Here is a 25,836-nt window from a genome sequence, read left to right as displayed (position 1 = left end):
CGCCGCCGTCTTCACTCGTCCTTGACGCGGGCCGCACGGCTCGGTGCCTGAACACAGGCGTGTACGCATGTGAGGCACACAACGCCCAAGCGAGGGATCTTGACGCTTCCCATACGCCCATGGCCGGATCCGGGCGTCCCTGGCTGCTTAGGCTGACTCGGCTGTCCCTCCGATGGCCGAATCCCTCTCCCCACGCCCAGGAGCAGCCCGATGGCCGGCACGAACGAGACGCGCACCAGCAGGCTGCGGGCGTGGATGCTGGAAGGGCTGTCCGACATGGGCAAGGGCAAGCCCTCCCGCCCCAAGGAACCGGCCCCGGACGCCGGGCACAGGGGTCAGCGCTGGTGGCGGGTGATGTGTCTGACGGGTGTCGACTACTTCTCCACCCTCGGCTACCAGCCGGGCATCGCGGCCCTTGCCGCCGGGCTGCTCTCCCCCGTGGCCACGATCGTGCTGGTGATCGTCACCCTGGCCGGCGCCCTGCCGGTCTACCGTCGGGTGGCCGAGGAGAGCCCTCACGGCGAGGGCTCGATCTCGATGCTGTCGCGGCTGCTGTCCTTCTGGAAGGGCAAGCTCTTCGTCCTCACCCTGCTGGGCTTCGCGGCGACCGACTTCCTCATCACCATCACCCTGTCGGCCGCCGACGCCTCCACCCACCTCGTCGAGAACCCCCACCTCGCGGAAGCTCTCCACAACAAGCAGATGATCATCACTCTGGTGCTGATCGCCCTGCTCGGCGCGGTGTTCCTCAAGGGCTTCCTGGAAGCCATCGGTGTCGCCGTCGCACTCGTCGGCCTGTATCTGACGCTCAACGTGGTCGTCGTGATCACCGGCCTCTGGCACGTCCTCACCGAGGGCCATGTCGTCACGGACTGGGCCTCGGCCCTGACCGCCGAGCACGGCAACGTCTTCGCGATGGTCGGCGTCGCCCTGCTCGTCTTCCCCAAGCTCGCGCTCGGTCTGTCCGGCTTCGAGACCGGCGTCGCCGTCATGCCGCACGTCAAGGGCGACCCCGACGACACCGAGGAACGGCCCACCGGCCGTATCCGGGACACGAAGAAGCTCCTCACCACGGCCGCTGTGATCATGAGCGTCTTCCTGATCTGCACCAGCTTCATCACCACCGTGCTCATCCCGGCGAAGGAGTTCGAGTCCGGCGGCAAGGCCAACGGCCGCGCGCTCGCCTACCTGGCCCACGAGTACCTGGGCAACACCTTCGGCACGGTCTACGACGTCTCGACCATCGCCATCCTGTGGTTCGCGGGCGCGTCGGCGATGGCCGGCCTGCTCAACCTGATGCCGCGCTACCTGCCCAAGTACGGCATGGCCCCGCACTGGGCGCGCGCCGTGCGCCCGATGGTCATCGTCTTCACCCTGGTCGCCTTCCTGGTGACGTGGATCTTCGACGCCGACGTCGACGCCCAGGGCGGCGCGTACGCCACCGGTGTCCTCGTCCTGATCTCCTCGGCGGCCATCGCGGTGACGATCGCGGCGCGCAAGGCCGGCCAGCGCGGCTGGACGATCGGCTTCGGCATCATCTCGGCCGTCTTCCTCTACACGACGGTCGTCAACGTCATCGAGCGTCCGGACGGCGTGAAGATCGGTGCCTGCTTCATCGCCGGCATCATCCTGATCTCCCTTCTCTCCCGCCTGGGCCGCGCCTTCGAACTACGCGTCACCCATGTCGAGCTCGATGAGATGGCGGAACGCTTCATCCAGGACATCTCGCGCCGGACGGCCCGGTTCATCGCCAACGAACCCGGCAGCCGTGACATCGCCGAGTACCGCGAGAAGATCGAGCAGATCCGCTCCGACAACGACATCCCCGGCACCGAGGACTTCGTCTTCGTCGAGGTGACGATCACCGACCCCTCCGAGTTCGAAGCCGGACTCACGGTGAAGGGCGAGGTCCTCCACGACCGCTACCGCGTCCTCACCGTCGAGGGCTCCTCCGTCCCCAACGCCCTCGCGGCCCTGCTCCTCCACGCCCGCGACCTCACCGGCACCCGCCCGCACATCTACTTCGAGTGGACCGAGGGCAACCCCTTCGCCAACTTCCTCCGCTTCTTCCTCCTGGGCCAGGGCGAGGTCGCGCCGGTCACCCGGGAGGTGCTGCGCGAGGCGGAACCCGACCGCGCCCGCCGCCCCCGCGTCCACGTCGGCTGAGGGGCGGCGAAGCCCGGTCGCGGTACCGGCGGGATCAGCGAGCGGTCTCGTCCCGGGTGCCGGCCGGCATCAGGGCCAGCAGCTGCCGGGTGTGGCCGGGCAGCTCCCCCTCGGCGAGGCCGGAGATCAGGTCCCCGAGCGGTACGAGCTGATCGACGAGGGCCGTGTCGTGGGAGAGGAGCAGGGTGGGAACCCGTGTGTCGAGTTCGGTCTTGCTCAGCGTCGCCCCGGCGAGGGCGCACAGGGCGTCCGCCTGGACGTGGACACGTTCCCGGAGGCCCGCGCCTCCGCCGGCGAGCCGGATGACACGATCGATGGTCCAGGTGTCCAGCGCGACGCGGTTGTCGTAGGTGGTGTTCGCGCCGGCGGTGATCGCCGACACGGCGGCAAGCGTGGTGGCGGTGACGAGGGAGACGTGCCCCAGGATCTGGTCCGCGTCCCATTCGCCGGGCGGCGGTTCGACGGGGACGGGCGACTCGGCCACGGTCACGGCGGCGTCGAGCAGGGTGCGGTAGGCGTCTCGCAGTTGTGCGGTGTCCATCGGTTCGTCCATTCCTGGTGTCGGGCACGGCAGGTCAGACCCACGAGCAGGGCGGCTCCGGCGGTGAGCCGGAGCACCCGGGCGGGTCTCGCCCTGTCGGGCGGCATGCGGGGACCCTCAGGTCGGGGATGTGCTGTCATCCGTTACGACACCGGTGGCGCACGGATCGGAACGCGGCTCGGGATCGGCCTGTTCGGGGACCGCGTTCCGATCCGGGTCCGGGCGGTGTCGTAACGGAAGGTGGCGGAACGCAAAGCCCCCCGATGCCCGCAGACGCACAGCCCCGAAGACCTCAGTCCCAAGGAGCCGAGCATGACGACCGATCCCGACCTGCAGCAGGCACTGGCGGGGGACGCCGAGGCGTTCCGCCGCCTCACCGAGCCCTACCGCAGGGAGCTCCAGCTGCACTGCTACCGCATCACCGGCTCGGTGGCCGACGCGGAGGACCTGGTGCAGGAGACCCTGCTGGCGGCGTGGCTCGGCCTGGCCGGCTTCGAGGGACGTTCGTCGGTGCGCGGCTGGCTCTACCGGATCGCGACCAACCGCAGCCTCAACGCGCTGCGTGCCACGTCGCGCCGCCCGCGATCGGCCGCTGCTGTCAGCACCGCGTCGACTCTGCCGGAACCGACCCGGTTCGGCGAGCCGGTCTGGCTCCAGCCCTACCCCGACCATCTCCTGGACGACCTGCTCGACGCCCTCCCGGACCGGCAGCCGGGCCCCGAGGCCCGGTACGAGCTGCGCGAGTCGGTGAGCCTGGCCTTCGTCACGGCGCTCCAGCACCTGACACCACCGCAGCGCGCGGCCGTCGCCCTCTGCGACGCCCTCGGCTTCTCCGTGGCGGAGGCCGCGGGAATCCTCGGCAGCGGTGCGACGGCGGTCAAGGGCATGCTCCAGCGCGGCCGGGCAGTGCTGCGCGAACACCGGGCGGAGCCCGGCCACCGGCCCGCCGCGGCCGCGGGCTCGGCCCGCGAGCGGGAGCTGGCCGGCCTGTTCGCCAGGGCCCTGGAGGCGGGCGACACCGACGCCGTGGTCGCCCTGCTCGCGGAGGACTCGTGGCTGACCATGCCGCCCGAGCCGCAGCAGTACCACGGCCGCGAGTCGGTCCGCGTCTTCCTGGCCGACCGCGAGCAGGCCCGAGGAGTACCGCTGCGCGCCATTCCCGTACGGGCCAACGGCCAGCACGCGCTGGGCTGTTACCTGCCCACTCCGCCCGCCGCCATCGCCCGCCCGTACGGACTGGTCGTCCTCACCACGGACCGGGACGCGATCACCGCGATCACCTGGTTCCGCGACACGAGCGTCTACCCGGCCTTCGGCCTCCCCCACTCCCTCCCCGACGACCGCCCCGGCAAGCGCGTGCACGACACGACGGCCTCCTGAGGAGGACCTCGCGTGCCTGCCGGTCGGGCCTGTCCCTCCAATGGAGCACGGGGGCCGGAGGCGAGGGTCCTGCGTGCGCGAGGTCCTCACCGGATCGAGTAGCGCCCTCCCGAATATCGGGTCAAGCTCATCCTTGCGTGTCTTTTCAGGCGGAATCGCTCAGTAGCGGACCGCCAGGAGGGGCGTCGGACCGAGGAGGCGGAAGTGGGCGAGCTCATCGTCATCGGCTACGACGACACCGACGTGGCAGACATGGCGTTCGACACCGTGCGGGAACTCCAACGGGACTACGTCGTACACCTCAACGGTCTGGCGGTCGTCGAGGTCGACGAGGACGGACAGACCCACGTCGACTCGGACAGCCGCGTCGTGGGCTCCACCACGGCCACCGGAGCCGTGTGGGGCGCGATCTTCGGCATGCTGTTCCTCGTCCCCGGGCTCGGTCTCCTGACCGGGGCCGCGCTCGGTGGCCTCGTGGGCAGGCTGAGCAGGTCCGGCATCGACGATCAGTTCCGTCAGCAGGTGGGGAATCTGCTGAAACCCGGATCCGCCGCGGTCGTGATCATGGCTTCCAAGGTCACCGACGACAAGTTCACGGCGGCGATGCGACAGCACGGCGGCACCCTCCTCAAGACCTCACTCAGCGACGAGGACGAGAGGGAACTCTCCGAACAGCTCGCCGGGCCGCAATAGCGCGGCCCGACCGCGACGGGCCCCCGCCTGCTCCACGGATGCCCCCCGAATCCGTCTCGCACTCGCCCCGCGCACCCCCACCACCAGAAAGGCATCCGATGGACCCCCTGCTCACCTCGGACCAGCTCGCCGAGCTGCGCCGGCCCCGGCCATATCCCGCCCTCTCCTTGCTGATGCCGACCCACCGACGCGAGCCGGGGAACGCGCAGGATCCCGTGCGTCTGCGCAACCTCGTGGCCCAGGCGGAGAAGGCACTGGAGAACGATCCCGACGTCCCGCGCGAGCGGCGCGGGGAGATCGTCGACCGGCTGAGGCGAGCCGTCGCAGAGATCGATCCGGCCCACGCGCAGGACGGTCTGGTGATCTTCGTGGCCCAGGGCGAGCACCACGTGTGGTCGGTCGCTCGCGCCGTACCCGAACGCCTGGTGTTCGCCGACACCTTCCTCACCCGCAACCTCGTAGCGGCGCAGGCAGCCGAGCAGCCGTACTGGGCGCTCGCGGTGGCCGCCGACCGGGTCTCCCTGTGGGACGGCAGCCCCGAGCGGGCCACCGAGCGTTCCGGGGACGGATTCCCGCTCGCGCGGAGTCTTGAGGACCCGGACGCGGAGCGCAAGCAACGCATCGGGGACCTGCCCAGCACGTTCCAGGACGAGGCCACCCGCCAGTTCCTGCGCGAGGCGCACGACAAGCTGCGTGCCGTCCTCGCCCGCACGCCCCGCCCGCTGTACGTGATCGGCTCGGCCGCCGCACTCGCACTCCTGGAGGAGCTCGGCCCGCTGGGCGCGGGCGCGGTCGCGATCCAGCACGGAGGGCTCGCCGACGGGCCGGCCGGTGCTGTCGCCAAGGCTGTGGAGCCGGTTCGCACCGCGCGGGAGGCGGCGTCGACGGCCACGATCGCCGCTGAGCTGGAAGCCGCACGCGGCCGAAGGGAGTTCGCGGGCGGACTCGACGAGGTGTGGCGGGCCGTGCAGGAGGGGCGAGTGCGGTTGCTGGCCGTCGAGGAGCACTACCGGACAGTCGTACGGGAGGAGGGGGGCCATCTGGAACCCGCGGACGCCGACCAGCCCGGAGCGCGGGACGACATGGTCGACGAGATCGTCGAGCAGGCCTTGGAGAGGGGGGCCGAGATCCGCTTCGTACCCGACGACGCGCTGGCCGGCCAAGGGCACATCGCCGGAGTGCTGCGGTACTGACCGACCGCTGGAGAACAGCGCAGCCGTCCCGAGACGACCGGACCGGGCGCGGCTGCCCGTGACACCCCTCACCGAGAAGGCACGGCCGTGAATCCCTCACCCGAGCGGCTCAGCCACCCGGTGCGTTCGCGCCGCGACGGCGACGGCGATACGAGCGGACCGGGCGTCAGCGAACGACCGACCCTCGTACGCCGTCCAGCCGGCAGCTACCCGATCCCGTCCTCACAGCGAGGCCGGCCAGGCCCAGCGATACCGACAAGCCCCCTCACAAGGAGATTGCGCATGTCCGAACTCATCGTCCTCGGCTACGAGGACCGTGCCGTCGCCGACAAGGCGTTCGCCGAGGTACAACGGCTGGCCAAGGATCACGTGGTCGAACTGTCCGGACTCGCCGTCGTATCGGTCGACGAGGACGGCAAGACCCATGTGGACACACCGGCCAGAACCGAGGAGATCGCCAAGTCGGCGACCGCAGGCGCTCTGTGGGGCATGGTCTTCGGCATCCTCATCCTCACCCCGGCGATCGGCGTCGTGGGCGCGGCCGCCGGAGGCCTGATCGGCAAGCTCCAGCAGATGGGGGTCGACAACAAGTTCCGTGAGAACGTCCAGGAGTTGCTCGGCCCTGGCTCGGCCGCCGTCGTCATCATGGCCACGAAGGTCACGGAGGACCGGTTCGCCGCCGCCATGGGCTCCTTCGGCGGAGAGGTACTCAAGACCTCGCTCTCCGAGCAGGCCGAGCGGGAGCTCGCGGAGCAGCTGGCCGGCCCCGAAACCACTGCCTGACGCGCACGAAGCGGCCGGATCCCGTCGGCCGGATCCACTCGGAGCCGGCAGCCGACGGGACCCGGCCGCTTCGTGCGCGTCAGAACGCGACCGGGTCGCGGACCAGGGGGCAGGTCATGCAGTGGCCGCCGCCACGGCCGCGCCCCAGCTCGGCACCGACGATCGTGATGACCTCGACGCCCGCCGCACGCAGCAGTGTGTTCGTCTGGGTGTCGCGGTCGCAGGTAAAGACGACGCCAGGCTCCAGGGCGACGGCTTTGTTGCCGCTGTCCCACTGCTGCCGCTCCGAGGCGTAGAAGAAGCCCACGCACTCCCCGAAGCCGGCCTTGGCGTACGCGTAGGCGCCCGCGTCCAGGTCCGGCCGGCGCACGGCAAGGGTCTGGAAGACGAAGGCGAGCATCAGCATGCCCAGACCCGCCACCGACCAGGCGATCAGCGCGCCGGCAACGCCGGTCTCCTGCGCGAAGCGCCGTGGGGACACTCCGAAGCCCGCCTCGACCCGCCGGGTACACCGCCCCCGGCAGCCCGACCTTCCCGAGCCACAAGCGCCAAACGTGAGTCACGCGCGTCGGATACCGCACCCGGCACACGCGACACCCTTCACGCACACCCGAAGAAACCCCAGCTCAGGCGTCCTTCTTCACCGGCTCCAGAATCGCCACGCACTCCACGTGGTGCGTCCCTGAGAAAACATTGCGAAACAAGCGGCGGGGCAGAGCCACAGGTCAGAGTCTCCGTTTCGTCGACGCAAGGAGCTGTGTGCGTCAGAGGAGCGTCACCAGCTCCCCCACATACGAGGTTGTCGACCAACTCAGGCGCCTGATTCACAGCCTGTTCTAGGATGGCTAAGACCATCTCAGCGGCCCGACGGGCTTCCGCTCCACTTCCGTGGAACCGAAGGACATGCCCCCACCCGCACGAGCTAATTCGTGCTGCCTGGGGGCACTTCCTTGCTGTTCCGTGAGTCCGCGGCGTCGCTGGCCAACCGCACCCACCTTGAAGGACGGCTGGCCGAGCTCCTGACCGAGAACTTCCTGCACAAACACCGCCATCGGCCCCAGCCGTCGGAGGTGCGCTCCTGGGAGCGAAGCATCCCGGCGCTCACCAACGCACTCGTCGAAGCCGGGCTCGGTGAAGTCGAGATGATGTTGGAGTACGCGCTGCCCCTGACCAGCAAGCGCGCGGACGTGATACTTGCCGGTGTTCATCCGAGTACCGGAGAGCCCTCGTACGTGGTGGTCGAGCTGAAGCAGTGGAGCGAGGCCTACCCGGAGGAGGACGATCCGCTGCTGTGCCGCATCGACGCCTACCCGGATCCGGTCCTCAACCCGATCGAGCAGGTGCGCGGCTACTGCGACTACCTCATCTCGTTCAACGGAGCGTTGGAGCGGACCCCCGACTCGGTCGCGGGGGTCGCCTACCTGCACAACGCGACGGACTTCGGGGTGGCGGGGCTCCGCGCCGTCACCGAGGACGATCGGGGCCGGATGTTCACCGGCGACCAGCGTGGTGCCTTCCTCGGCTACCTCCGCTCCAGGCTGGCGGCGAAGCCGGGTGCCGAGGCCGCCGACGCCCTGCTGCAGGGCAAGGTGCGGCCGTCGAGGCAGCTGATGGCCGTTGCCGCCGAAGAGGTGCGCAACCGGGAGCAGTTCGTGTTGCTGGACGAACAGCGGCTCGCCTACGAAACGGTCATGTCAGCAGTCCGACAGGCCCGGCGGTCCAACCGCAAGCAGGTCGTCGTCGTGGCCGGCGGGCCAGGCTCCGGCAAGAGCGTGATCGCCCTCTCCCTGTTGGGCGACCTCTACCGGCGCGGGGTACCGGCCCTGCACGCCACCGGTTCGCAGTCCTTCACGAAGACGATGCGCAAGGTCGCCGGTGCCCGCAAGCCTGAGGTCCAACGACTCTTCCGCTACTTCAACAGCTTCATGGAGGCTGAGCCGAACGACCTCGACGTGCTGGTCTGCGACGAGGCGCACCGGCTGCGCAAGACCTCCGCCAACCGCTACACAAAGGCGACTCTGCGGACCGGCCGACCGCAGGTGGCGGAGCTGATGGACGCCGCGCGGGTTCCGGTGTTCCTGCTGGACCAGCACCAAGTGGTGCGTCCGGGCGAGATGGGAACCGTGGAACAGATCCAGGAAGCCGCGGCCGAACAGGGGCTGGACTGCACGGTGGTGAAACTCGACAGCCAGTTCCGGTGCGGTGGCAGCGACGCCTACCTGCGCTGGGTGGTCGACCTGCTGGGGCTCGAAGGAAACGCGCCCACCGTGTGGGAGTCGGACGACAAGGTACAGCTCCTGACCGCGGACACCCCCCAGGAGCTGGAGGACTTCCTGGCTGCCCGACGGGCCCGGGACTACGGTGCGCGCATGTCCGCGGGCTACTGCTGGAAGTGGACGACAAAGATCACTTCCAGCATGCACACCCTGCCCACCGACGTGGTCATTGGCAACTGGGCCAGGCCGTGGAACCTCTTTGGCGACCGCGCCCTGCTCGGCGCCCCGCCAGCACCCCTCTGGGCCACCGACCCGGCAGGGTTCGGACAGGTCGGGTGCGTCTACACCGCGCAGGGCTTCGAGTACGACTGGTCCGGCGTGATCATGGGTCCGGACCTCGTCTGGCGTACGGACCGATGGGTGGTGGACCGAAGCACCTCCAAGGACCCGTCCTTCACCAAGGCCACCGCAGACGAGGACGTCGACCGTCTCGTCCGCAACACGTACAAAGTGTTGCTGACCCGGGGCATGATCGGCACGATCATTTACTCGACGGACCCGGAAACCCGTGAAAAGCTCCGCTCACTGATCCCCCCGACGCTCTGACCGTCGCAAGCACCCGGGTCGTGCCTAGTCCGCGCATGCGACTGCGACTGCCGAATCCACACCCCCACATCGACTCACGAGATAGCATGATCGCGCTGCGCACCTTCCCGGAGGGTACGAGGCTGCGGTTCCAGAGCCCACCCCAATGAGCTGCGGGTGAGGAATGGTTGTGCCCGTCGTGTGGTGACATGCGACGCGAGCGTGGATGCCCGGTAGGGCGTCCCCCTGCCATTCCGATCTCACTGCTTTGGAGTGGCCATGACCTCAGTCGAGTGCAAGCCTGCGCGTCGTGAACGGATCCGCGAGATCCTGATCGAGATTGCCGCCGCAGTCGTCTCCAATCTTGTGGTGACGACCCTGGTGGCGATTGCAGGTCTGCTCTTCTAGTGCAGGCCGGTGGCGGGCCCGGTGAGTCCGCCACCTCACTCATGCGACAGCTCTTGTCAGAACAGCCTCATCTCAGAGGCCTGCGACCCCCCACTCTTCTGACGTTTCCCTTTGCTCTTGCCCCGCCCCCGCCCTCGGCCAGGCCTGGGCAGATGCGGTGTACGCGCCTCCACCGGCAGGTTCTCCCAAGTGGGACGCAGCCCGTGAATCTCGACTTTACCGACGAGATTCTTGAGATAGTCCCGGGTCTCCTGGTCCGTGGAATAGAGCACCGTGGCACGACTGGCCCGGGTCATCAACACGTGGTATGCGTGCCGGACGAGACGCGCGAACCCGTCGTCATCGACACTGCCGGCCTTCACCTTGGGATCGAACGAACCGGGTTCTGCGACCCGCTTGATGCCCGGCTCCGCTGTCTTGAGTTCCTTGCCCCGCCGGAAGACCCACCGGTCACCGCGGCGCACCATGTCGTCACCCATGATCACCCCGCACCAGTCCCATTCGAGTCCCTGCGCGGTGTAGACACAGCCGATCTGGCCCAGGCCGTTCTCGTGCACGGACCAGATTCTCGACGGCGGCGCCTCGTCCTCGCAGAAGCTTTCGCTGTCCGCGTTCCACGGCCGGTGCCACTCACCGATACGGACGTCAGCCTCCAGTCGTCGCTCCTTGCCGAGCGGCTTCGTCCACGGCCAGCAGTAGCCGGCGACCATGCGCCCGGACGCACCGGCCAGTGCTTCTGCCCGAATGATCTGCTCAAGTTCTTCCGGGGTGTCCGCCACCTCGATGTGCATCAGTCCGTCGGGGCGCCACTTGCCGGGCTCCTCACCCGTAACGCCGAGCAACGCCTTCACCCAACGGACGTAGGCGTCGCTGCCCCCGCATCGGAACTGTTCCCTCAACTTGTAAGGAATGACGAGAGCGTTGTGCCGTTCGGCTGCGTCCTTGATCAGACCGACGGTTCCGACCTCGTTCGGTCTCACGGACTGTCCCTCGTCCAGAAAGAACACCGTCAAGCGGGACGCAGCCAGGAGCTCATCGACCTGCGGACCCGTGCCCTGCTCTTCGGGTTTCCAGAATCGGCTGGTCGACCGATCCCGGAGCCGGTGTGCCTCGTCGCAGATCATTACGTCCAGGAGCGGGTCGGGTGGAGTGACGAAGCTGCTGAAGTAGGTGAACGTCTCCCTGAACTGCCGATCCCCGTAGCCGACGTGTTCTTGAAGGGCCCCGTTGAAAGCCCGGCTGCCGCTGGCGTATTTGACCGTACGGCCCTGAGCCTCCAGCTCTGCCTTGATCTGCAGGCCGATCGCGCTCTTCCCGGTTCCCGCCCCACCCGTCACGAGGAAGACCACACGCCGCTCGTCAGGTACCAAAGCGGGACGCCGAGGATCCGGTAGGACCCTCGAAGCAGTCTCGAAGACTTGATCCGCGACCTCCTTCTGTCGTCCTCGCAGAGTGAAGACAGTGTCGGCTCCGCGGGACCAGATCATGGCATCGAGCAGCGGAGTATTACGCAGGCCCATGCTCTGCAGCATCCTCTCCGCCGTGGAGGCCGCGCCGTCCTCGGCGAAGTTCATCCTGAGGTCGGACAACAACTGCTCGCGTCGGTCACTCGTGTAGACGCGGGCATAGGCCCCTGTCGGCGCGTCCACGTCGATCAGGGTTCTTACGGATTCGTCGGTGGCGTTGTGCAGGTAGGCGAAACCGCCGCATTCGAAGTCGGCGCCCTGAAATGGACCTCGAGGGCTCGTGAACGCCTCATAGTTCGCGCCCAGTTGCAGCGCCGGATGCTTCTTCTTCTCTTTGATTCCCGGCACATGCAACAGGTCCGCGGTCGCCCGTTCTACCCGGCTCACCGTCGACCAACGTTTCAACTCGACCAGCTGTACGGAGGGCACGTGGCGCTCTGGATGGCGCCCCACCAGAACGACGTCGATAAGGCGGGGATCGCCGGGGCAGACCGCCTCGTCGAGGGTGGCCGCACACTCGACGATCATCTCCACGTTCCCCCGTCCCGCCGCGACCAGGTCGCTCGCGAGGCTCACGAGGCTCTCCGCCCAGGCGGAACGCTCCGACTCCGAGGCGTCCGCTCCCCGGAAATACCGCCACCGGGCGGCAAGATGCGGCACCATCCGGTCGCGCGAGTCGAGAGTGAGCAGATCCTGAGCCGACAGTCTCAGAAGGAGCATGGACACGAGGTGGTTCCCCCAGGGCACGAGTGACTCGTGCGGGTGGGGGCATGTCCTGGCCAGGAAGCCCGTCGGGCCGCAATTCGGTTGTGGTGATCTTAGGTAAGGCCTGGCCTGCCGAAGACATCACCATGGCTGTCGTCCGGAACTGTGGCGATCGTGGCTGAATCACGCGGTGCGGGTCACTGGGTACCCCTTGAGGCCCGGCAACACGGAAATTGACGTCCCGTCCCAGGCGCTCTCAGTACCCAGCGATCGAGACGAATCGCACAGGTTCGGACAACACGGCAACCGCAGACCCCAAGCCGGCCAGACGCGCGGAAAGCGTCGCTTCCGCCAGTCTCGGCGGCAGCGCCTCTGCGAACTTCAGACCGCGTACGGCCCGCTCATCGACTGCGGGAAGACAAAGCCGGTCGGCCGCACCGGCGGTGTGACTCTTCCAGGACGTCGGCGTCACATCCTCACGCAGCCGGATCCAGTGACGGTGTGCATGGTCATGCGCAGATCGCTGCGATCAGGTGCTGTCATCGCTCATCAGCTGCTCGATGGCCGCCAGCACCTGGCCCAGCGCCTCCGGCTGAGTGGACAGTGCCGCAATCGAAACCGACGGCCAGCCCTTGAAGCCCTTCGCCCGTTGCGCCGCGAGCTTCTGCTCAAGTCCGTCCACGGCGGGCAGGGCGTCCGCGAAGGCCGAAGTCGCGTCGCTTCCCAGGTGGTGGGTGATCGACCCGAAGCTGAAGGCGAGATCGTCCTTGTCCGGATCCTCGCGCAGTGACAGCGTCCAGACGGGGACCTCCCTGCCCGAGGCCGGAAAGTAGACGGAGAAACTGGGGTACCCCGCTCTATTGCCGACGAGACGCCCTGCCGACTCCGCGTGCTCAAGTAGCGCGAAGGCGACCTGCCGTTTCTCCGGGCTACGGCTCTCCAGTGCCACGTCCATGTCGGCCAGCGTCCACTTCCGGCCCGCCTGGCCGGACCTCGATTGTGTCTTGTTGGCTGTGGCCACCTCGCCGTGGACCCTCGGGACGAGCACACGGTGATCACCGCTGCCCCGGTACTGGGTCAGCTCGACGGCATAGACATCCGTCTGGCGCAGCTGACGGTTCAGAAACTCGACGATGGCCCTCAGTTCCAGAGGTATCCGGTCCGCCACGAAGAGCAGCCGCATCCGTCCGGCCGCGAGCCGCTCCTCGACCGTCGCCCAGAACTCCTCGGGCGACTGGCCGCCCAACAGCTCCTGGTAGGCGTCCTCGAGAGGCCGCCCGTCCACCGCACAGGTTTCCTCGAAGGTCCGCCGGAGCAGCGCGGCAGGCCAGTAACGCGCCCCGTTGGCGGCGTAGTCGAGCATCTGGCCCACGACTTCCCGTCGTATGCGGGTGTCGGCCGCCCGCTTGACCTCCACCAGGGTCGGCACACCGTCCGCGTCCACGAACAGGTGGTCCAGCCAGTACGCAGAGCCGCTCTCGTTACTGGTGGGGACTCTCATCTCGCGCGCCACGAGAACGAGCCGAAGGGGTCGGCCGTCAGCGAGCGAACCGAAGTCCAGGATCCGCGGATGGCGTGCGAGCAGCGCCTGGAACTCGGCCTCGGTATCGAAAGGGGCAGGCTCCAAAGCGTTCAGTCCCTCGCCCAGCAGAAACACCGGTTGTTCGGCCACTTCCATCCCCATCCCCCTGAACGTCGATCACCACTGCCGACAGGCTTATCAAACTGCACTGACAACCGAGCAGGGATCGGTCGTGGCCGCAGGTCGGTACCGTCGTCACGCAAGGTCGGACAGCAGCACGTCGAGAACCGTCTCTTCCTCGACTCGGACAGCGAGTTCCAAGAGAGCCTGCTGTAGATCCGGGTCCCAGAGAGCCTCGGCCGGCTGCCCTGCGAGTGGCGGGCCGTCAGGCCTCGCGAGCGCCGCAGCGCGGTAGTGGGCTGCCGCGTAGCGCCAGGGCCGCCAGGGAACGCGGCGCAGCAGTGCGGATGCGATGCGGAGCCCGCCCCAGTCGAAGTCTCCGTGGTAGAGCAGTGCTGCCCCACGCTCGTGCAGATGGCGTAGGAGGCAGCGCCGACCAGCCGGGCCGCGAAGGCGGGAAGCGAGACGAGCGGCTCTGCGGAGAGGCATCCCAGCCGTCTCGTTCGAGCAAATACATGTGGAAGTACCCGCCATCGACGGCCGAAGCTGACAGCTTCTAGGCGCCGAACGTCCAAGGTGAGTTGGAGGCGGGCCATTGGAGCGGCAGCTCAATGAGCGTCAGCTTGCGGTACTGGAGTGGGTGGGAACCGGGTGCCATGCTGGTGTTTGGGAGACCACCTCCTACAAGACCACGTGCCAGGCACTGCAGAACCGGGGCTTGGTCACGGTCTCCCGGAAGGGTGGGCAGTGGAGCGTCGTCCTGACGAGCGCCGGCCGACACTATCTGGCGCACGGCACATACCCTCCCCGTGGGTCGCGCCCGCGAAACGCCCAAGCCGCAGCTCCGTAACCCCAGGCCCCCGAGCACAAGAAGCCCCGGCCTCCGCGCGAAAGGCCACGTCCTTCCCCACAGCCTCGCATGACGTTCTCGAAGCAGCTGCGGCAAGAGCTCACGGAGGCGGGCGGCCGGATCGTTAAGAGTGGCAGCGGTCCGGAGTTGGAGAAGTGGCCCTCCCGCGTCGCCGCGGTGCGCAGGTCCGGAAGGGTCCCGGAGACGAAGGAGCTGTACGGGGGCTGGTGCCGTGGCGGCTACGAGATCGAGCTCGTCGACATCGCCGCCTGGCGTCTGGCCGCCCTCGAACCCGTCCCTGTGCCCTCGCGGTTCGCGTGGCCGCACAGCGTGGTCCGAGCCATGCAGAACGAACCCCAGCCGCTGGGCCTCACCAAGTCCGTCCAAGGACGCGCCCTCAGGCTTATCCAGGCGCTGATCATCGCCACCGAGAACGCAGGACACTCCAGTGCGGCAGGGCAGACCGGCTTCGCGCCCCCGTCCCATCGCCGCCGCAGGGCGTCTCCCCACTTCACCATCACCGCGCAGGGCCAGACCCTGGGGTTCCTCGTCCTCCAGGAACAGGACCGGACTGAGCACGTCGCCACCGAGAAGGAACTCGACGAAGCCAAAAAGAACTCCTGGATCAGGATCCCCCGTTTCGACTGCACCCCGCCCGAACGGCTCCGCTTCGTCCTCAGCGGCGGCCAGGTGCACCGGGCAAGCGAATGGGCCGACACCCCGAACCATCCCCTCGAAGACCAGCTCGCCGAGATCGCGCAGGAGGTCACGCTTCGGGGCGAAGCCGCCGAACCCAGACGTCTCGGCGAGATCGAAGCGGCCCGCCAGAAGCGCATCCTCTGGGAAGCCGCCATGGAAGAAGCCGTATCCAGTACGCCGAGGCGTATCGCGTCAGGCGCTTCGAGGCGCAGGAAGCCGCATGGCACCACGCCACCCGACTCGCGGAGTACGTGAGCGCCGTACGCACGCGGGTCGAGACCATGCCGCCGGGGCGAACCCGAACCGATCCGAGGCATGGATCGACTGGGCGGCAGCCGCCGTCGAGCGCCTCGATCCGCTGAGCACGCCACCCCGACTGCCCGACATCCCCGAACCGCGAGCCGACGACCTGAAGCCCTTCCTCGGGCACTGGAGCCGCTACGCTCCGTGAGACGACATCCGCCCGACACCCGACTCAGCATCACGGAACGTCACGACCGAGAAGCGAAAGGGCGGGACCGGCCAACCGCACAGCAGTTGGCCTCACCACCCCACCGCGGGGACCACTCCACACGGGCGAGTGCCCCGACCAGCAGCCTCGAACCGCACATGACGACCCATCAGACAATGCGCCGTTCGTGCGTCGAATATGCGTCGAGATATCGCGTCTAACGCATGTAACGCCCATAACGCACACTCAGAGAAACCCCAGCTCAAGCGTCCTTCTTCACCGGCTCCAGAATCGCCACGCACTCCACATGATGCGTCATCGGGAAAAGGTCGAACGCCCTCAGCGTCCTGACCTTGTAGCCGCCCTCCGCGAAGTACGCGATGTCTCGGGCCAGGGCTGCCGGGTCGCAGGCCACGTAGGCGATTCGGCGGGCGCCCAGGCCTGCGAGGTGGGCGACCGTCTGCTTGCCCGCGCCCGCGCGCGGGGGGTCCAGGACGATGAGGTCGACGTCCGTGATGCCCGTGCGCGGGAGGACCGATTCGACCTTGCCCTGTTCGATGCGGACGCGCGGGAAGGCGGCCAGGTTGTGGCGGGCGTCCTCCACCGCGCGCTTGCCGGACTCGATGCCGAGGACCGCGCCCTGCTCGCCGACGCGGTCGGCGAGGGCGCCGGCGAAGAGGCCGACGCCGCAGTAGAGGTCGAGGGCCGTCTCGCCCTTGCGGGGGGTCAGGCCCTGCATCACGGCGAGCATCAGGGTCTGCGCGGCCTTCGGGTGGACCTGCCAGAAGCCGCCGCTGCCGACGCGGTAGGTGCGCTCGTCGGCGCGCTCGCGGACGAAGGCGCGGCCGTGGACGCGGTGGACCCCGCCGTCCTTCTCGTCGACGCGCATGACCGAGACCGGCTTGTCCAGCTCCACCAGCGGGAGGCGGGCGCCGGGGCGCGGGGTCAGGATGACCTGGCGGTCGTTCGAGCCGGAGGCGGCGATGGCCTCGACCGAGGCCATGCCCTCCCAGGTGCGCTTCTCGATGCCCAGCTCCGAGACGCCCGCGGCGGCGATCATGCAGTGGTCGACGACCTCGACCTCGTGCGAGCGGTGCTTGCGCAGGCCCGCGTGGCCCTCGGCGTCGATCGTGTACTGGACGCGGGTGCGCCACTGCGGGACCTCGCCCGAGGGGAGCTTGTCGCCCTCGGCCGGCATGACGGTGCCGTCCCAGCCGGCGTCCTCCGGGGTGAGCCCGGCCAGCCGCTGGAGCTGTTCCGCGATGACCTCGCCCTTGAGGCGGCGCTGGGCGCCGGGCTTGGCGTGCTGCCAGTCGCAGCCGCCGCACTTGCCGGGGCCCGCGAAGGGGCAGGGGGCCTCGACCCGGTCCTTGGAGGCGTCCAGGATCTCGATCGCGTCGGCGCGCAGGAAGCGCGAGGTCTCCTCGCCCTCGGTGACCCGCACCCGGACCCGCTCGCCGGGCAACGCGTGCCGGACGAAGAGCACCCGCCCCGCCTCCGTACGGGCGATGCAGTGGCCGCCGTGGGCGACCGGACCGACCTCGACCTCGTACTCCGCCCCGACCAGCGACGTAACAGGGGTGTTCTGCATGACCGGGGACTCCAGAGGAAGAAGAGAGTGGGCTGCCGTTTGCACGGCAGCCCACCAGTCTAGTTGCTCTTTCCGGCCGGTTCCTTCTGACCCTTCTCGACCGGGCCGCGGCGGACCGAGCCCGGCGCGTTCCACTCCTGGCGCTTCCTGGCCCGCTTCTTGGCGACCTCGGAGGACTGGAGCTGGTACGGCACCGAGGTCACCATGACGCCCGGTGTGAAGAGGAGGCGGCCCTTGAGCCGCAGGGCGCTCTGGTTGTGGAGCAGGTGCTCGTACCAGTGGCCGACGACGTACTCCGGGATGTAGACGGAGACGGCGTCGCGGGGGCTCTCGCGGCGGATGCTCTTCACGTACTCGATCACCGGGCGGGTGATCTCGCGGTACGGCGAGTCGAGGATCTTGAGGGGCACGTTGATGCCGCGCCGCTCCCACTCCTCCTTGAGCGCCTTCGTCTCGGCCGGGTCGACGTTGACGGTGAGCGCCTCCAGCTCGTTCGCGTGCATGAGCTTGGCGTAGGCCAGGGCGCGGAGGGTGGGCTTGTGGAGCTTGGAGACGAGGACTATGGAGCGGACCCGGGAGGGGCGTACGTACTCGTCGGGGCGTTCCTCGGCGGCGGCGATCTCGGCGGCCACCGAGTCGTAGTGCCGGCGGATCGCGGTCATCGTGCCGTAGAAGATCACCATGCCGAGCAGGGCGACCCAGGCGCCGTGGGTGAACTTGGTGGCGAGGACGACGACGAGGACCAGGCCGGTGAAGAAGGCGCCGAAGGCGTTGATCGCGCGGGAGCGGATCATGTGGCGGCGCTTGGCCGGGTCCCGCTCGGCCCTCAGGTGCCGGTTCCAGTGCCGGACCATGCCGATCTGGCTGAGCGTGAAGGAGACGAAGACGCCGACGATGTACAGCTGGATCAGCCGGGTCGAGTCGGCTCCGTAGATCCAGACGAGGAGGGCGGCGGCGCCGGCCAGGAGCACGATGCCGTTGGAGAAGGTGAGGCGGTCGCCGCGGGTGTGCAGCTGGCGCGGCAGGTAGCGGTCCTGGGCGAGGATCGAGCCGAGGAGCGGGAAGCCGTTGTACGCGGTGTTGGCGGCCAGGAAGAGGACGAGCGCGGTGGCGGCGGCGAGGATGACGAAGAAGAACGTTCCGTCGCCGAAGACGGCGGCCGCGACCTGGGAGATGACCGGGTCCTGGACGTAGCTCTCGCCGAGCGGGACGCCGTTGTGCAGCAGGTCCTCGGCGGGCTTCTCGGCCATCCGGACGTCGGTGGCCATGGCCAGGAAGATGATGCCGCAGAACATGGTGACGGCCAGGCCGCCCATGAGGGCGAGCGTGGTGGCGGCGTTCTTCGACTTCGGCTTGCGGAAGGCGGGGACGCCGTTGGAGATGGCCTCGACGCCGGTGAGGGCGGCGCAGCCGGAGGAGAAGGCGCGCAGCAGCAGGAAGACCAGCGCGAAGCCGGCCAGACCCTCGTGCTCGGCCTTGATCTCGAAGCCCGCGGTGGGCGCCTTCATGGTCTCGTCGAGGACGATCCCCCGGTACGCGCCCCAGATGATCATGATGAAGACGCCGACGACGAAGACATACGTCGGGATCGCGAAGAGCGAGCCCGACTCCTTCACTCCGCGCAGGTTCATCACGGTGAGCAGCACGATCACACCGACCGCGCAGGCCACCTTGTGCTCGACGACGAAGGGGATCGCCGAGCCGAGGTTCTCGATGCCCGAGGAGATCGACACCGCGACGGTCAGGACGTAGTCGACGAGCAGGGCGCTCGCGACGGTGAGTCCGGCCTTCGGCCCGAGGTTGGTGGTGGCGACCTCGTAGTCGCCGCCGCCGCTCGGGTACGCGTGGACGTTCTGCCGGTAGGACGCGACCACCGTGAACATCAGGACGACGACCGCGAGGGCGATCCACGGGCTGAAGTGGTAGGCCGACAGACCGGCGACGGAGAGGACGAGCAGCACCTCGCCGGGTGCGTACGCCACCGAGGACAGCGGGTCGGAGGCGAAGACGGGGAGGGCGATGCGCTTGGAGAGAAGGGTCTCTCCGAGCTTGTCGCTGCGCAGGGCCCGCCCGATCAGGATCCGTTTGGGCACGTCGGTCAGTTTGGACACGGAGAGGATCGTAAGCGTTCGAAAAGAGCCACGTGTACCAGCACCCCCGATCGGCACGGAATCTCCCTGAGTACCACCTCGGATGCTGTCCCGGCCAGCGTTGCCGCTTAAGCTCGGACCGGGTGACCCGGCAGGGTGTTGCCCGCCGCGACCCGGGCGGATCGGGTGAGGAAAGTTGTGAGCAGGGTGTTTTCGCAGGTCAGCAGGGCGATCAGGAGTGCGGGGTAAGGGGACGTGCACATCGTCATCATGGGCTGCGGGCGAGTGGGAGCCGCTCTCGCGCAGACCCTGGAGCAGCAGGGGCACACCGTCGCGGTCGTCGACCAGGACCCGACGGCCTTCCGTCGTCTGGGGTCGGGTTTCGGCGGTCGGCGCGTCACGGGCGTGGGCTTCGACCAGGACACGCTGCGCGAGGCCGGCATCGAGGACGCCGGTGCCTTCGCCGCGGTGAGCAGCGGCGACAACTCGAACATCATCGCGGCGCGGGTCGCGCGCGAGATGTTCGGCATCGAGAACGTGGCGGCGCGGATCTACGACCCGCGGCGCGCCGAGGTGTACCAGCGCCTCGGCATCCCGACGGTCGCGACGGTCCGCTGGACCGCCGACCAGATGCTGCGCCGGCTGCTGCCCTCCGGCGCCGAGCCGCTGTGGCGTGACCCGAGCGGCGGCGTGCAGCTCGCCGAGGTGCACACCTCCCCCGCGTGGATCGGCCACAAGGTGAGCCGGCTCCAGGAGGAGACCGGCGTCCGCGTCGCCTTCCTCACCCGGCTGGGCGAAGCGATTCTGCCGACCTCGCAGACGGTGCTCCAGGAAGGCGATCTGGTGCACGTGATGATGCGTACGGACGAGATCGCGAAGGTCGAGGAGGCCTTCGCCGAGGGTCCCGAGGAGGGTGGTCACTGATGCGTGTCGCTATTGCGGGCGCGGGCGCGGTGGGCCGTTCCATCGCGGGCGAGCTGCTGGAGAACGGGCACGAGGTCCTGCTCATCGACAAGGCGCCGACCGCCATCTCGGTGGAGCGGGTGCCGCAGGCGGAGTGGCTGCTGGCCGACGCCTGTGAGATCACCTCGCTCGACGAGGCGGCGCTCCAGCGCTGCAACGTGGTGATCGCGGCGACCGGTGACGACAAGGTCAACCTGGTCGTCTCGCTGCTCGCCAAGACCGAGTACGGCGTGCCGCGGGTCGTCGCCCGGGTGAACAACCCGAAGAACGAGTGGCTGTTCAACGAGGCCTGGGGCGTGGACGTGGCCGTCTCGACGCCGCGCCTCATGTCGGCGCTCGTGGAGGAGGCGGTGAGCGTCGGCGACCTCGTCCGGCTGCTCCGCTTCAGCCACGGCGACGCGAACCTGGTCGAGCTGACGCTGCCGCCGGAGTCGGCGCTCGCCGGCACCTCGGTCGGGGACGTGGACTGGCCGCAGGACACCTCGCTGGTGACGATCATCCGCGGTTCGCGGGTGCTGACGCCGAGCACCGAGGAGACCCTGGAGGCCGGCGACGAGCTGCTGTTCGTGGCCGCGCAGGCCCGCGAGGAGCAGCTGGAGGACCTGCTCCAGGTCCGCCGCGAGCCGACGGAGTCCTGAGGCTCCGCAAGCGGGTGTACGGGGAAGGGCCCGGACCTGTTCGTCAGGTCCGGGCCCTTTCGCGTGGCGCGGCTCAGGCCTCCGGGGGCGTCTGCGCGGCGGCGGCCGCCTTGCGCTCCTTCTCGGCGAGCTCCTCGGCCTCCATCTCGGCGAAGACGTCGATCGGCGGCGGAGCCTTCGCGAGGAAGACCCAGGTGAGGTAGACCGCGAGCAGGAACGGCGGGATCTTGAGGGCGACCGACACCCAGCCGAACTTGGTCGGGTCGGCCCACCAGTACAGCGGGAAGAGGACCGCGCACTTGCCGAGCAGGATCAGGCCCCAGGCCCAGCTGGCCTTCGCGTACGCCTTCTTGCGGCCGGGGTTGCGGGTCCGCCAGGAGAGGTTCTCCTTGAAGACCGGGCCGAGGATCAGGCCGATCAGCGGGACCCCGGCGAGCGCCGTGATGATGTACGCGAGGGCGAGGCCCAGGGTGTACAGCATGCCCGGCAGGTAGAAGTCCTTGGCGTTGCCCGTCATCATCGCGAAGACCACGCCGAAGGCGACGCCGAAGACCCCGCTGAACGCGTGCTTGACGGTGTCCCGGCGGATCAGCCGGACGGCGACCAGCACCAGCGAGACCGCGAGCGCGGCGATCGCCGAGACGTGCAGGTTCTTGTTGATCGTGAAGATCGTGACGAACAGCAGGCCGGGCAGGACGGTCTCGATCATGCCGCGCAGGCCGCCGAAGGCCTCGAAGAGCGCCGCCTCGGTCACCGCCCTGTCGGCCTGGGCGTCCTGGTCCGGGGTCGGCGGGGCGGTGGTCGGCTTGTCGAGGGACGTCACCGGCTACTCCTGTCCGAGCGGTCGGAGCTCGTATTTGGGGTTGAAGAGGACCCGCCGGCCGTGGCTCATGGAGATCCGGCCGGAGGCGATCAGCTTGCGGCCCGGCTCGATGCCCACGATGGAGCGACGTCCGAGCCACACGACGTCGAGCGGTGCCGTGCCGTCGAACAGTTCGGCCTCCAGCGCGGGTACACCGGCCCGAGGACGCAGCGTGACCGTGCGCAAGGTACCAGTCACCTTGACTATCTGGCGGTCGGAGCAGTCGCAGATACGGGTGCACCCCGACGCCTCGGCGTCCTCCTGGAGCTCCTCCGACTCCAGGTCCTCCGGGGAGGAGGAGAGCCGGTCGAGCATCCGGCGGAACCTACCGGCCGGCTTCTCTGTACGCGGTGCAGCACTCATACAGAAAGCGTACCGGCCGCCACCGTCACCGAGGGCGGCCCGGGGCGTCCGTCCGTTCAGCGTTCGAAGCGGTAACCCATGCCCGGTTCGGTGACGAAGTGGCGGGGGTGCGAGGGGTCGGTCTCCAGCTTGCGCCGCAGCTGCGCCATGTACACCCGGAGGTAGTTGGTCTCCGTGCCGTACGAGGGTCCCCAGACCTCCTGGAGCAGCTGCTTCTGGCTGACCAGGCGACCGCTGTTGCGGACCAGGACTTCGAGGAGGTGCCACTCGGTGGGGGTGAGCCGGACGTCCCGGCCGTCGCGGTGGACCTTCTTCGCCGCGAGGTCGACGGTGAAGCCCGCCGTCTCGACGACCACCACCCCGTCCTCGGCGCCGCCGACCGGTTCGGCACGGCGGACGGCCGCGCGCAGCCGGGCGAGCAGCTCGTCCATGCCGAAGGGCTTGGTGACGTAGTCGTCGGCGCCGGCGTCGAGCGCCTCGACCTTCTCGTCGGAGGTCTGCCGGGCGGAGAGCACCAGGATCGGCACGCGGGTCCAGCCGCGCAGGCCCCTGATGACCTCGACACCGTCCATGTCGGGCAGTCCGAGGTCGAGCACGACGACGTCGGGGTGGCGTTCGGCGGCGAGCCGGAGGGCGGTGGCACCGTCGGGCGCGGCGTCGACCTCGTACTTCCGCGCCTTGAGGTTGATCACCAGGGCGCGGACGATCTGCGGCTCGTCGTCGACCACGAGAACCCGGGTCATGGAGGGGGGCCTTCCTTCTTCGGTCGCCCGTTCGGGCGGGGAGCAAGAGAGTACGGGAGGGTGTGAGGGCCGGGCGGTGGGCCCGGTCGTACGGGGACGGCGGGCCATTGCGGTACGTCCACGGGGGCGGCGGGCTCGGTTCGTGCGGCCGGGCAGTGGCTCGCGTTCGTGCGCCCGCGCCCCTCGGTCAGGTCACCGCATGGGCCGGGAGGTCGGCGGCCGGGGCCGGGGGGCCGCCCGGCGCGGCCCGGAGCGTGAGCACCATCGTCAGACCGCCGCCCGGGGTGTCCTCGGCGCCCAGCGTCCCGCCCATGGCCTCCACGAAACCACGGGCGACCGCGAGGCCCAGGCCGACCCCGGACCCCCTGGGGGCGTCGCCGAAGCGCTGGAAGGGTTCGAAGATGCCGTCCTTGGCCTCGTCGGGCACCCCGGGACCGCGGTCCACCACCCGGAGCTCGACACGGTCCCCCAGGGTGCTGGCGGCGACGGCGACGGGCACGCCCTCGGGGCTGTACTTGACGGCGTTCTCCACGATGTTGGCGACGGCCCGTTCCAGGAGGCCCTTGTCGACCTCGACCATCGGCAGCGTCTCGGGGACGTCCAGCTCGGCGCTGCCGTCCGGTACTCCCCCCAGCGCCATGGGGACGACCTCGTCGAGGTCCACCGTACGGATCAAGGGGGTGACGGTGCCGGTCTGGAGGCGGGACATGTCGAGGAGGTTGCCGACGAGGTGGTCGAGGCGGTCGGCGCCCGCCTCGATGCCCTCCAGGAATTCGGCACGGTCCTGTTCGGACCACTCGATGTCGTCGGAACGGAGAGAGGAGACGGAGGCCTTGATGCTCGCCAGCGGGGTCCGCAGGTCGTGGCTGACGGCGGCGAGCAGCGAGGTGCGGATCTTGTTCCCCTCGGCCAGCTTGCGGGCCTCCTCCGCCTCTCCGACGAGCCGCTGCCGGTCGAGGACGACCGCCGCCTGGGCGGCGAAGGCGCCCAGCACCCGCCGGTCCTCGGCGGGCAGCACCCGGCCGGAGAGGGCGAGCGCCAGATGGTCACCGACCGGCATGTCCACGTCCGCCTCCTCGGGCCGGGCCGCCGGGTGCGGGCCGACGCTCCCGGCCGGGGTCCACGGTTCGACCTCGTCCACCCGTTCCAGCAGGGCGACGGACTCCATGGAGAAGGTCTCCCTGACCCGCTCGAGGAGGGCGTCGAGGCTGGTCTCGCCGCGCAGCACGCTGCCCGCGAGGTAGGAGAGCACCTCGGACTCGGCGCGCAGCCGGGCGGCCTGCTGGGTGCGCCGGGCGGCCAGGTCCACCACCGAGGCGACGGACATCGCGACGCCGAAGAACACGGCGATGGCGACGATGTTCGCGGGGTCGGCGATGGTGAGCCGGTGGACGGGCGGGGTGAAGAACCAGTTGAGGAGGAAGGATCCGACGGCGGCCGAGCCGAGCGCCGGCAGGAAGCCGCCGAGCAGCGCCGAGGCGACCGTCAGGGCCAGGAAGAGCAGCATGTCGTTGGCGAGGCCGAGGTCGGCGTCGACATGGGTGAGGAGCAGGGAAAGGGCGACCGGTCCCGCCACACCGACCAGCCAGCCCGCCAGGATGCGCGAGCGGCCGAGCCGGGCGCCGCGGGCGCCGGGCAGGCCGCGTCCCTTGGCGACCTCGCCGTGCGTGACGATGTGGACGTCGAGGTCGGGCCCCGAATCGCGGGCCACGGTCTGGCCGACGCCGGGGCCGAGGATGTACTGCCAGGTGCGGCGGCGGCTGGAGCCGAGGACGATCTGCGTGGCGTTGACCCCGCGGGCGAATTCCAGCAGGGCGGAGGGGATGTCGTCGCCGATGACGTGGTGGAACGTTCCGCCGAGGTCCTCGACCAGGGTCCGCTGGACGGCCAGCTCCTTCGGGGAGGCCGCGGTGAGCCCGTCGCTGCGGGCGATGTAGACGGCGAGGACCTCACCTCCCGCGCCCTTCTCGGCGAGGCGGGTGGCGCGCCGTATGAGGGTGCGGCCCTCGGGACCGCCGGTCAGACCGACGACGATGCGCTCCCTGGCCTGCCAGGTGGAGCGGATGTTGTGCTCGCCCCGGTACTGCTGGAGGTACTCGTCGACCCGGTCGGCGGTCCAGAGCAGGGCCAGCTCGCGCAGGGCCGTGAGGTTGCCGGGGCGGAAGTAGTTCGACAGGGAGGCGTCGATCCGGTCCGGCTGGTAGATGTTCCCGTGGGCCATCCGGCGCCGCAGGGCCTCCGGGGACATGTCGACCAGCTCGATCTGGTCGGCCCGGCGCACCACCTCGTCGGGGACGGTCTCCCGCTGCCGTACGCCCGTGATCGCCTCGACCACGTCACCGAGGGACTCCAGGTGCTGGATGTTGACCGTCGATATGACGTCGATGCCGGCCGCGAGCAGTTCGGCGACGTCCTGCCAGCGCTTGGGGTTGCGGGAACCCGGCACGTTGGTGTGGGCGAGCTCGTCGACGAGGGCGACGGCGGGGCGGCGGGCCAGGACGGCGTCGATGTCCATCTCGGTGAAGGCGGCGCCCCGGTACTCCAGGGTGCGGCGCGACACCTGCTCCAGGCCGTGCAGCATCACCTCGGTGCGCGGGCGCCCGTGGTGCTCCACGAAGGCGACCACGCAGTCCGTGCCGCGCTCCACCCGGCGGTGCCCCTCGGAGAGCATCGCGTAGGTCTTGCCGACGCCCGGCGCAGCGCCGAGGTAGATCCGAAGCTTGCCGCGTCCCATGGGATGACCATACGTCCAGCCAATCGGACATTCCGTACGCGGGGAGCGGGCCCGGGGCGGTATTGACGTGATCC

20 protein-coding genes and 2 pseudogenes are annotated in these 25,836 nt (G+C 69.3%); 10 read left to right on the top strand and 12 right to left on the bottom strand.

Annotated features, from left to right (window positions below):
- The first annotated feature begins 210 nt into the window (after positions 1-210).
- Entirely contained in the window at positions 211-2,166 is a 1,956-nt protein-coding gene (locus V4Y03_RS26275; RefSeq protein WP_332436472.1) for an amino acid transporter, read from the top strand.
- Positions 2,167-2,200: 34 nt separating this feature from the next.
- Here the strand turns inward: V4Y03_RS26275 and V4Y03_RS26270 are convergent, their stop codons facing one another.
- Positions 2,201-2,707 carry a hypothetical protein gene (locus V4Y03_RS26270; RefSeq protein ID WP_332436471.1) on the bottom strand — a complete coding sequence of 169 codons (507 nt, stop codon included), beginning with the start codon at positions 2,705-2,707 and terminating at the stop codon, positions 2,201-2,203.
- Between the two features lie 312 nt (positions 2,708-3,019).
- Between V4Y03_RS26270 and V4Y03_RS26265 the strand changes: the two genes are divergently transcribed.
- The 4 genes from V4Y03_RS26265 (at position 3,020) to V4Y03_RS26250 (ending at position 6,756) form a co-directional block, all read left to right on the top strand.
- Positions 3,020-4,087, top strand: coding sequence for an RNA polymerase subunit sigma-70 (locus V4Y03_RS26265; RefSeq protein WP_332436470.1), 1,068 nt, complete (start codon positions 3,020-3,022; stop codon positions 4,085-4,087).
- A 204-nt stretch (positions 4,088-4,291) separates the two neighbouring features.
- Positions 4,292-4,780 (top strand): DUF1269 domain-containing protein, encoded by a 489-nt coding sequence (locus V4Y03_RS26260; protein WP_332436469.1) that lies wholly within the window; start codon positions 4,292-4,294, stop codon positions 4,778-4,780.
- Positions 4,781-4,878: 98 nt separating this feature from the next.
- A complete protein-coding gene (locus V4Y03_RS26255) occupies positions 4,879-5,973 on the top strand; it encodes a baeRF3 domain-containing protein (protein ID WP_332436468.1) in 1,095 nt (364 codons plus the stop codon).
- Positions 5,974-6,255: 282 nt separating this feature from the next.
- Positions 6,256-6,756, top strand: a complete 501-nt coding sequence (locus tag V4Y03_RS26250) for a DUF1269 domain-containing protein (RefSeq protein WP_332436467.1) — start codon at positions 6,256-6,258, stop codon at positions 6,754-6,756.
- Positions 6,757-6,835: 79 nt separating this feature from the next.
- Here V4Y03_RS26250 and V4Y03_RS26245 read toward each other — a convergent pair.
- Together V4Y03_RS26245 and V4Y03_RS26240 are read right to left on the bottom strand one after the other, a co-directional pair.
- Positions 6,836-7,069 (bottom strand): annotated as a pseudogene (locus V4Y03_RS26245) (arginine deiminase family protein); the annotation flags it as partial.
- Positions 7,046-7,240: pseudogene (locus V4Y03_RS26240) on the bottom strand (arginine-ornithine antiporter); the annotation flags it as partial. The pseudogenes V4Y03_RS26245 and V4Y03_RS26240, both read right to left, overlap by 24 nt.
- Positions 7,241-7,706: 466 nt before the next feature.
- On the opposite strand from V4Y03_RS26240, the gene V4Y03_RS26235 reads away from it, so the two are divergent.
- Both V4Y03_RS26235 and V4Y03_RS26230 read left to right on the top strand, forming a co-directional pair.
- The gene (locus tag V4Y03_RS26235; RefSeq protein WP_332436466.1) at positions 7,707-9,578 is read left to right on the top strand and encodes a DUF2075 domain-containing protein; all 1,872 of its coding nucleotides are present in this window, start codon (positions 7,707-7,709) and stop codon (positions 9,576-9,578) included.
- Between the two features lie 258 nt (positions 9,579-9,836).
- A complete protein-coding gene (locus V4Y03_RS26230) occupies positions 9,837-9,965 on the top strand; it encodes a DUF6408 family protein (RefSeq protein WP_332436465.1) in 129 nt (42 codons plus the stop codon).
- Between the two features lie 56 nt (positions 9,966-10,021).
- On the opposite strand, the gene V4Y03_RS26225 is transcribed toward V4Y03_RS26230, so the two are convergent.
- From V4Y03_RS26225 to V4Y03_RS26215, 3 genes are all read right to left on the bottom strand, one after another.
- On the bottom strand, positions 10,022-12,151 hold the full coding sequence (locus V4Y03_RS26225) for a DUF2075 domain-containing protein (protein WP_332437267.1): 2,130 nt from the start codon (positions 12,149-12,151) through the stop codon (positions 10,022-10,024).
- A 514-nt stretch (positions 12,152-12,665) separates the two neighbouring features.
- Positions 12,666-13,820, bottom strand: coding sequence for a hypothetical protein (locus tag V4Y03_RS26220; RefSeq protein ID WP_332436464.1), 1,155 nt, complete (start codon positions 13,818-13,820; stop codon positions 12,666-12,668).
- Positions 13,821-13,913: 93 nt separating this feature from the next.
- Positions 13,914-14,267: a DUF2399 domain-containing protein gene (locus tag V4Y03_RS26215; RefSeq protein WP_332436463.1), complete on the bottom strand. Its 354-nt coding sequence runs from the start codon at positions 14,265-14,267 to the stop codon at positions 13,914-13,916.
- A gap of 430 nt (positions 14,268-14,697) precedes the next feature.
- Here V4Y03_RS26215 and V4Y03_RS26210 point away from each other — a divergent pair, with 430 nt between their 5' ends.
- Positions 14,698-15,582 carry a hypothetical protein gene (locus tag V4Y03_RS26210; RefSeq protein WP_332436462.1) on the top strand — a complete coding sequence of 295 codons (885 nt, stop codon included), beginning with the start codon at positions 14,698-14,700 and terminating at the stop codon, positions 15,580-15,582.
- A 458-nt stretch (positions 15,583-16,040) separates the two neighbouring features.
- On the opposite strand, the gene V4Y03_RS26205 is transcribed toward V4Y03_RS26210, so the two are convergent.
- Together V4Y03_RS26205 and V4Y03_RS26200 are read right to left on the bottom strand one after the other, a co-directional pair.
- Complete coding sequence (locus V4Y03_RS26205) at positions 16,041-17,369, bottom strand: class I SAM-dependent RNA methyltransferase (RefSeq protein WP_317872762.1); 1,329 nt, start codon at positions 17,367-17,369, stop codon at positions 16,041-16,043.
- A 59-nt stretch (positions 17,370-17,428) separates the two neighbouring features.
- On the bottom strand, positions 17,429-19,480 hold the full coding sequence (locus V4Y03_RS26200) for an APC family permease (RefSeq protein WP_317872763.1): 2,052 nt from the start codon (positions 19,478-19,480) through the stop codon (positions 17,429-17,431).
- A gap of 234 nt (positions 19,481-19,714) precedes the next feature.
- On the opposite strand from V4Y03_RS26200, the gene V4Y03_RS26195 reads away from it, so the two are divergent.
- Both V4Y03_RS26195 and V4Y03_RS26190 read left to right on the top strand, forming a co-directional pair.
- Positions 19,715-20,383, top strand: a complete 669-nt coding sequence (locus tag V4Y03_RS26195; protein ID WP_030321520.1) for a potassium channel family protein — start codon at positions 19,715-19,717, stop codon at positions 20,381-20,383.
- Positions 20,383-21,060 (top strand): potassium channel family protein, encoded by a 678-nt coding sequence (locus V4Y03_RS26190; RefSeq protein WP_317872764.1) that lies wholly within the window; start codon positions 20,383-20,385, stop codon positions 21,058-21,060. The genes V4Y03_RS26195 and V4Y03_RS26190 overlap by 1 nt, the downstream gene beginning before the upstream one ends.
- A gap of 73 nt (positions 21,061-21,133) precedes the next feature.
- On the opposite strand, the gene V4Y03_RS26185 is transcribed toward V4Y03_RS26190, so the two are convergent.
- The 4 genes from V4Y03_RS26185 to V4Y03_RS26170 all read right to left on the bottom strand — a co-directional run bounded on the left by V4Y03_RS26185 (position 21,134) and on the right by V4Y03_RS26170 (position 25,762).
- Positions 21,134-21,883, bottom strand: coding sequence for a DUF3159 domain-containing protein (locus V4Y03_RS26185; protein ID WP_317872765.1), 750 nt, complete (start codon positions 21,881-21,883; stop codon positions 21,134-21,136).
- A 3-nt stretch (positions 21,884-21,886) separates the two neighbouring features.
- The gene (locus V4Y03_RS26180) at positions 21,887-22,285 is read right to left on the bottom strand and encodes an OB-fold nucleic acid binding domain-containing protein (RefSeq protein WP_073906407.1); all 399 of its coding nucleotides are present in this window, start codon (positions 22,283-22,285) and stop codon (positions 21,887-21,889) included.
- 56 nt (positions 22,286-22,341) lie between these two features.
- On the bottom strand, positions 22,342-23,028 hold the full coding sequence (locus V4Y03_RS26175) for a response regulator (protein ID WP_056557590.1): 687 nt from the start codon (positions 23,026-23,028) through the stop codon (positions 22,342-22,344).
- Between the two features lie 187 nt (positions 23,029-23,215).
- On the bottom strand, positions 23,216-25,762 hold the full coding sequence (locus tag V4Y03_RS26170) for a sensor histidine kinase KdpD (protein WP_332436461.1): 2,547 nt from the start codon (positions 25,760-25,762) through the stop codon (positions 23,216-23,218).
- Positions 25,763-25,836: the final 74 nt, after the last annotated feature.

This window comes from Streptomyces sp. P9-A4 (assembly GCF_036634195.1).
Lineage (GTDB): Bacteria > Actinomycetota > Actinomycetes > Streptomycetales > Streptomycetaceae > Streptomyces.
Note: the sequence above shows the minus strand (reverse complement) of the source record. Positions and strands in the feature narration are given on the sequence as shown.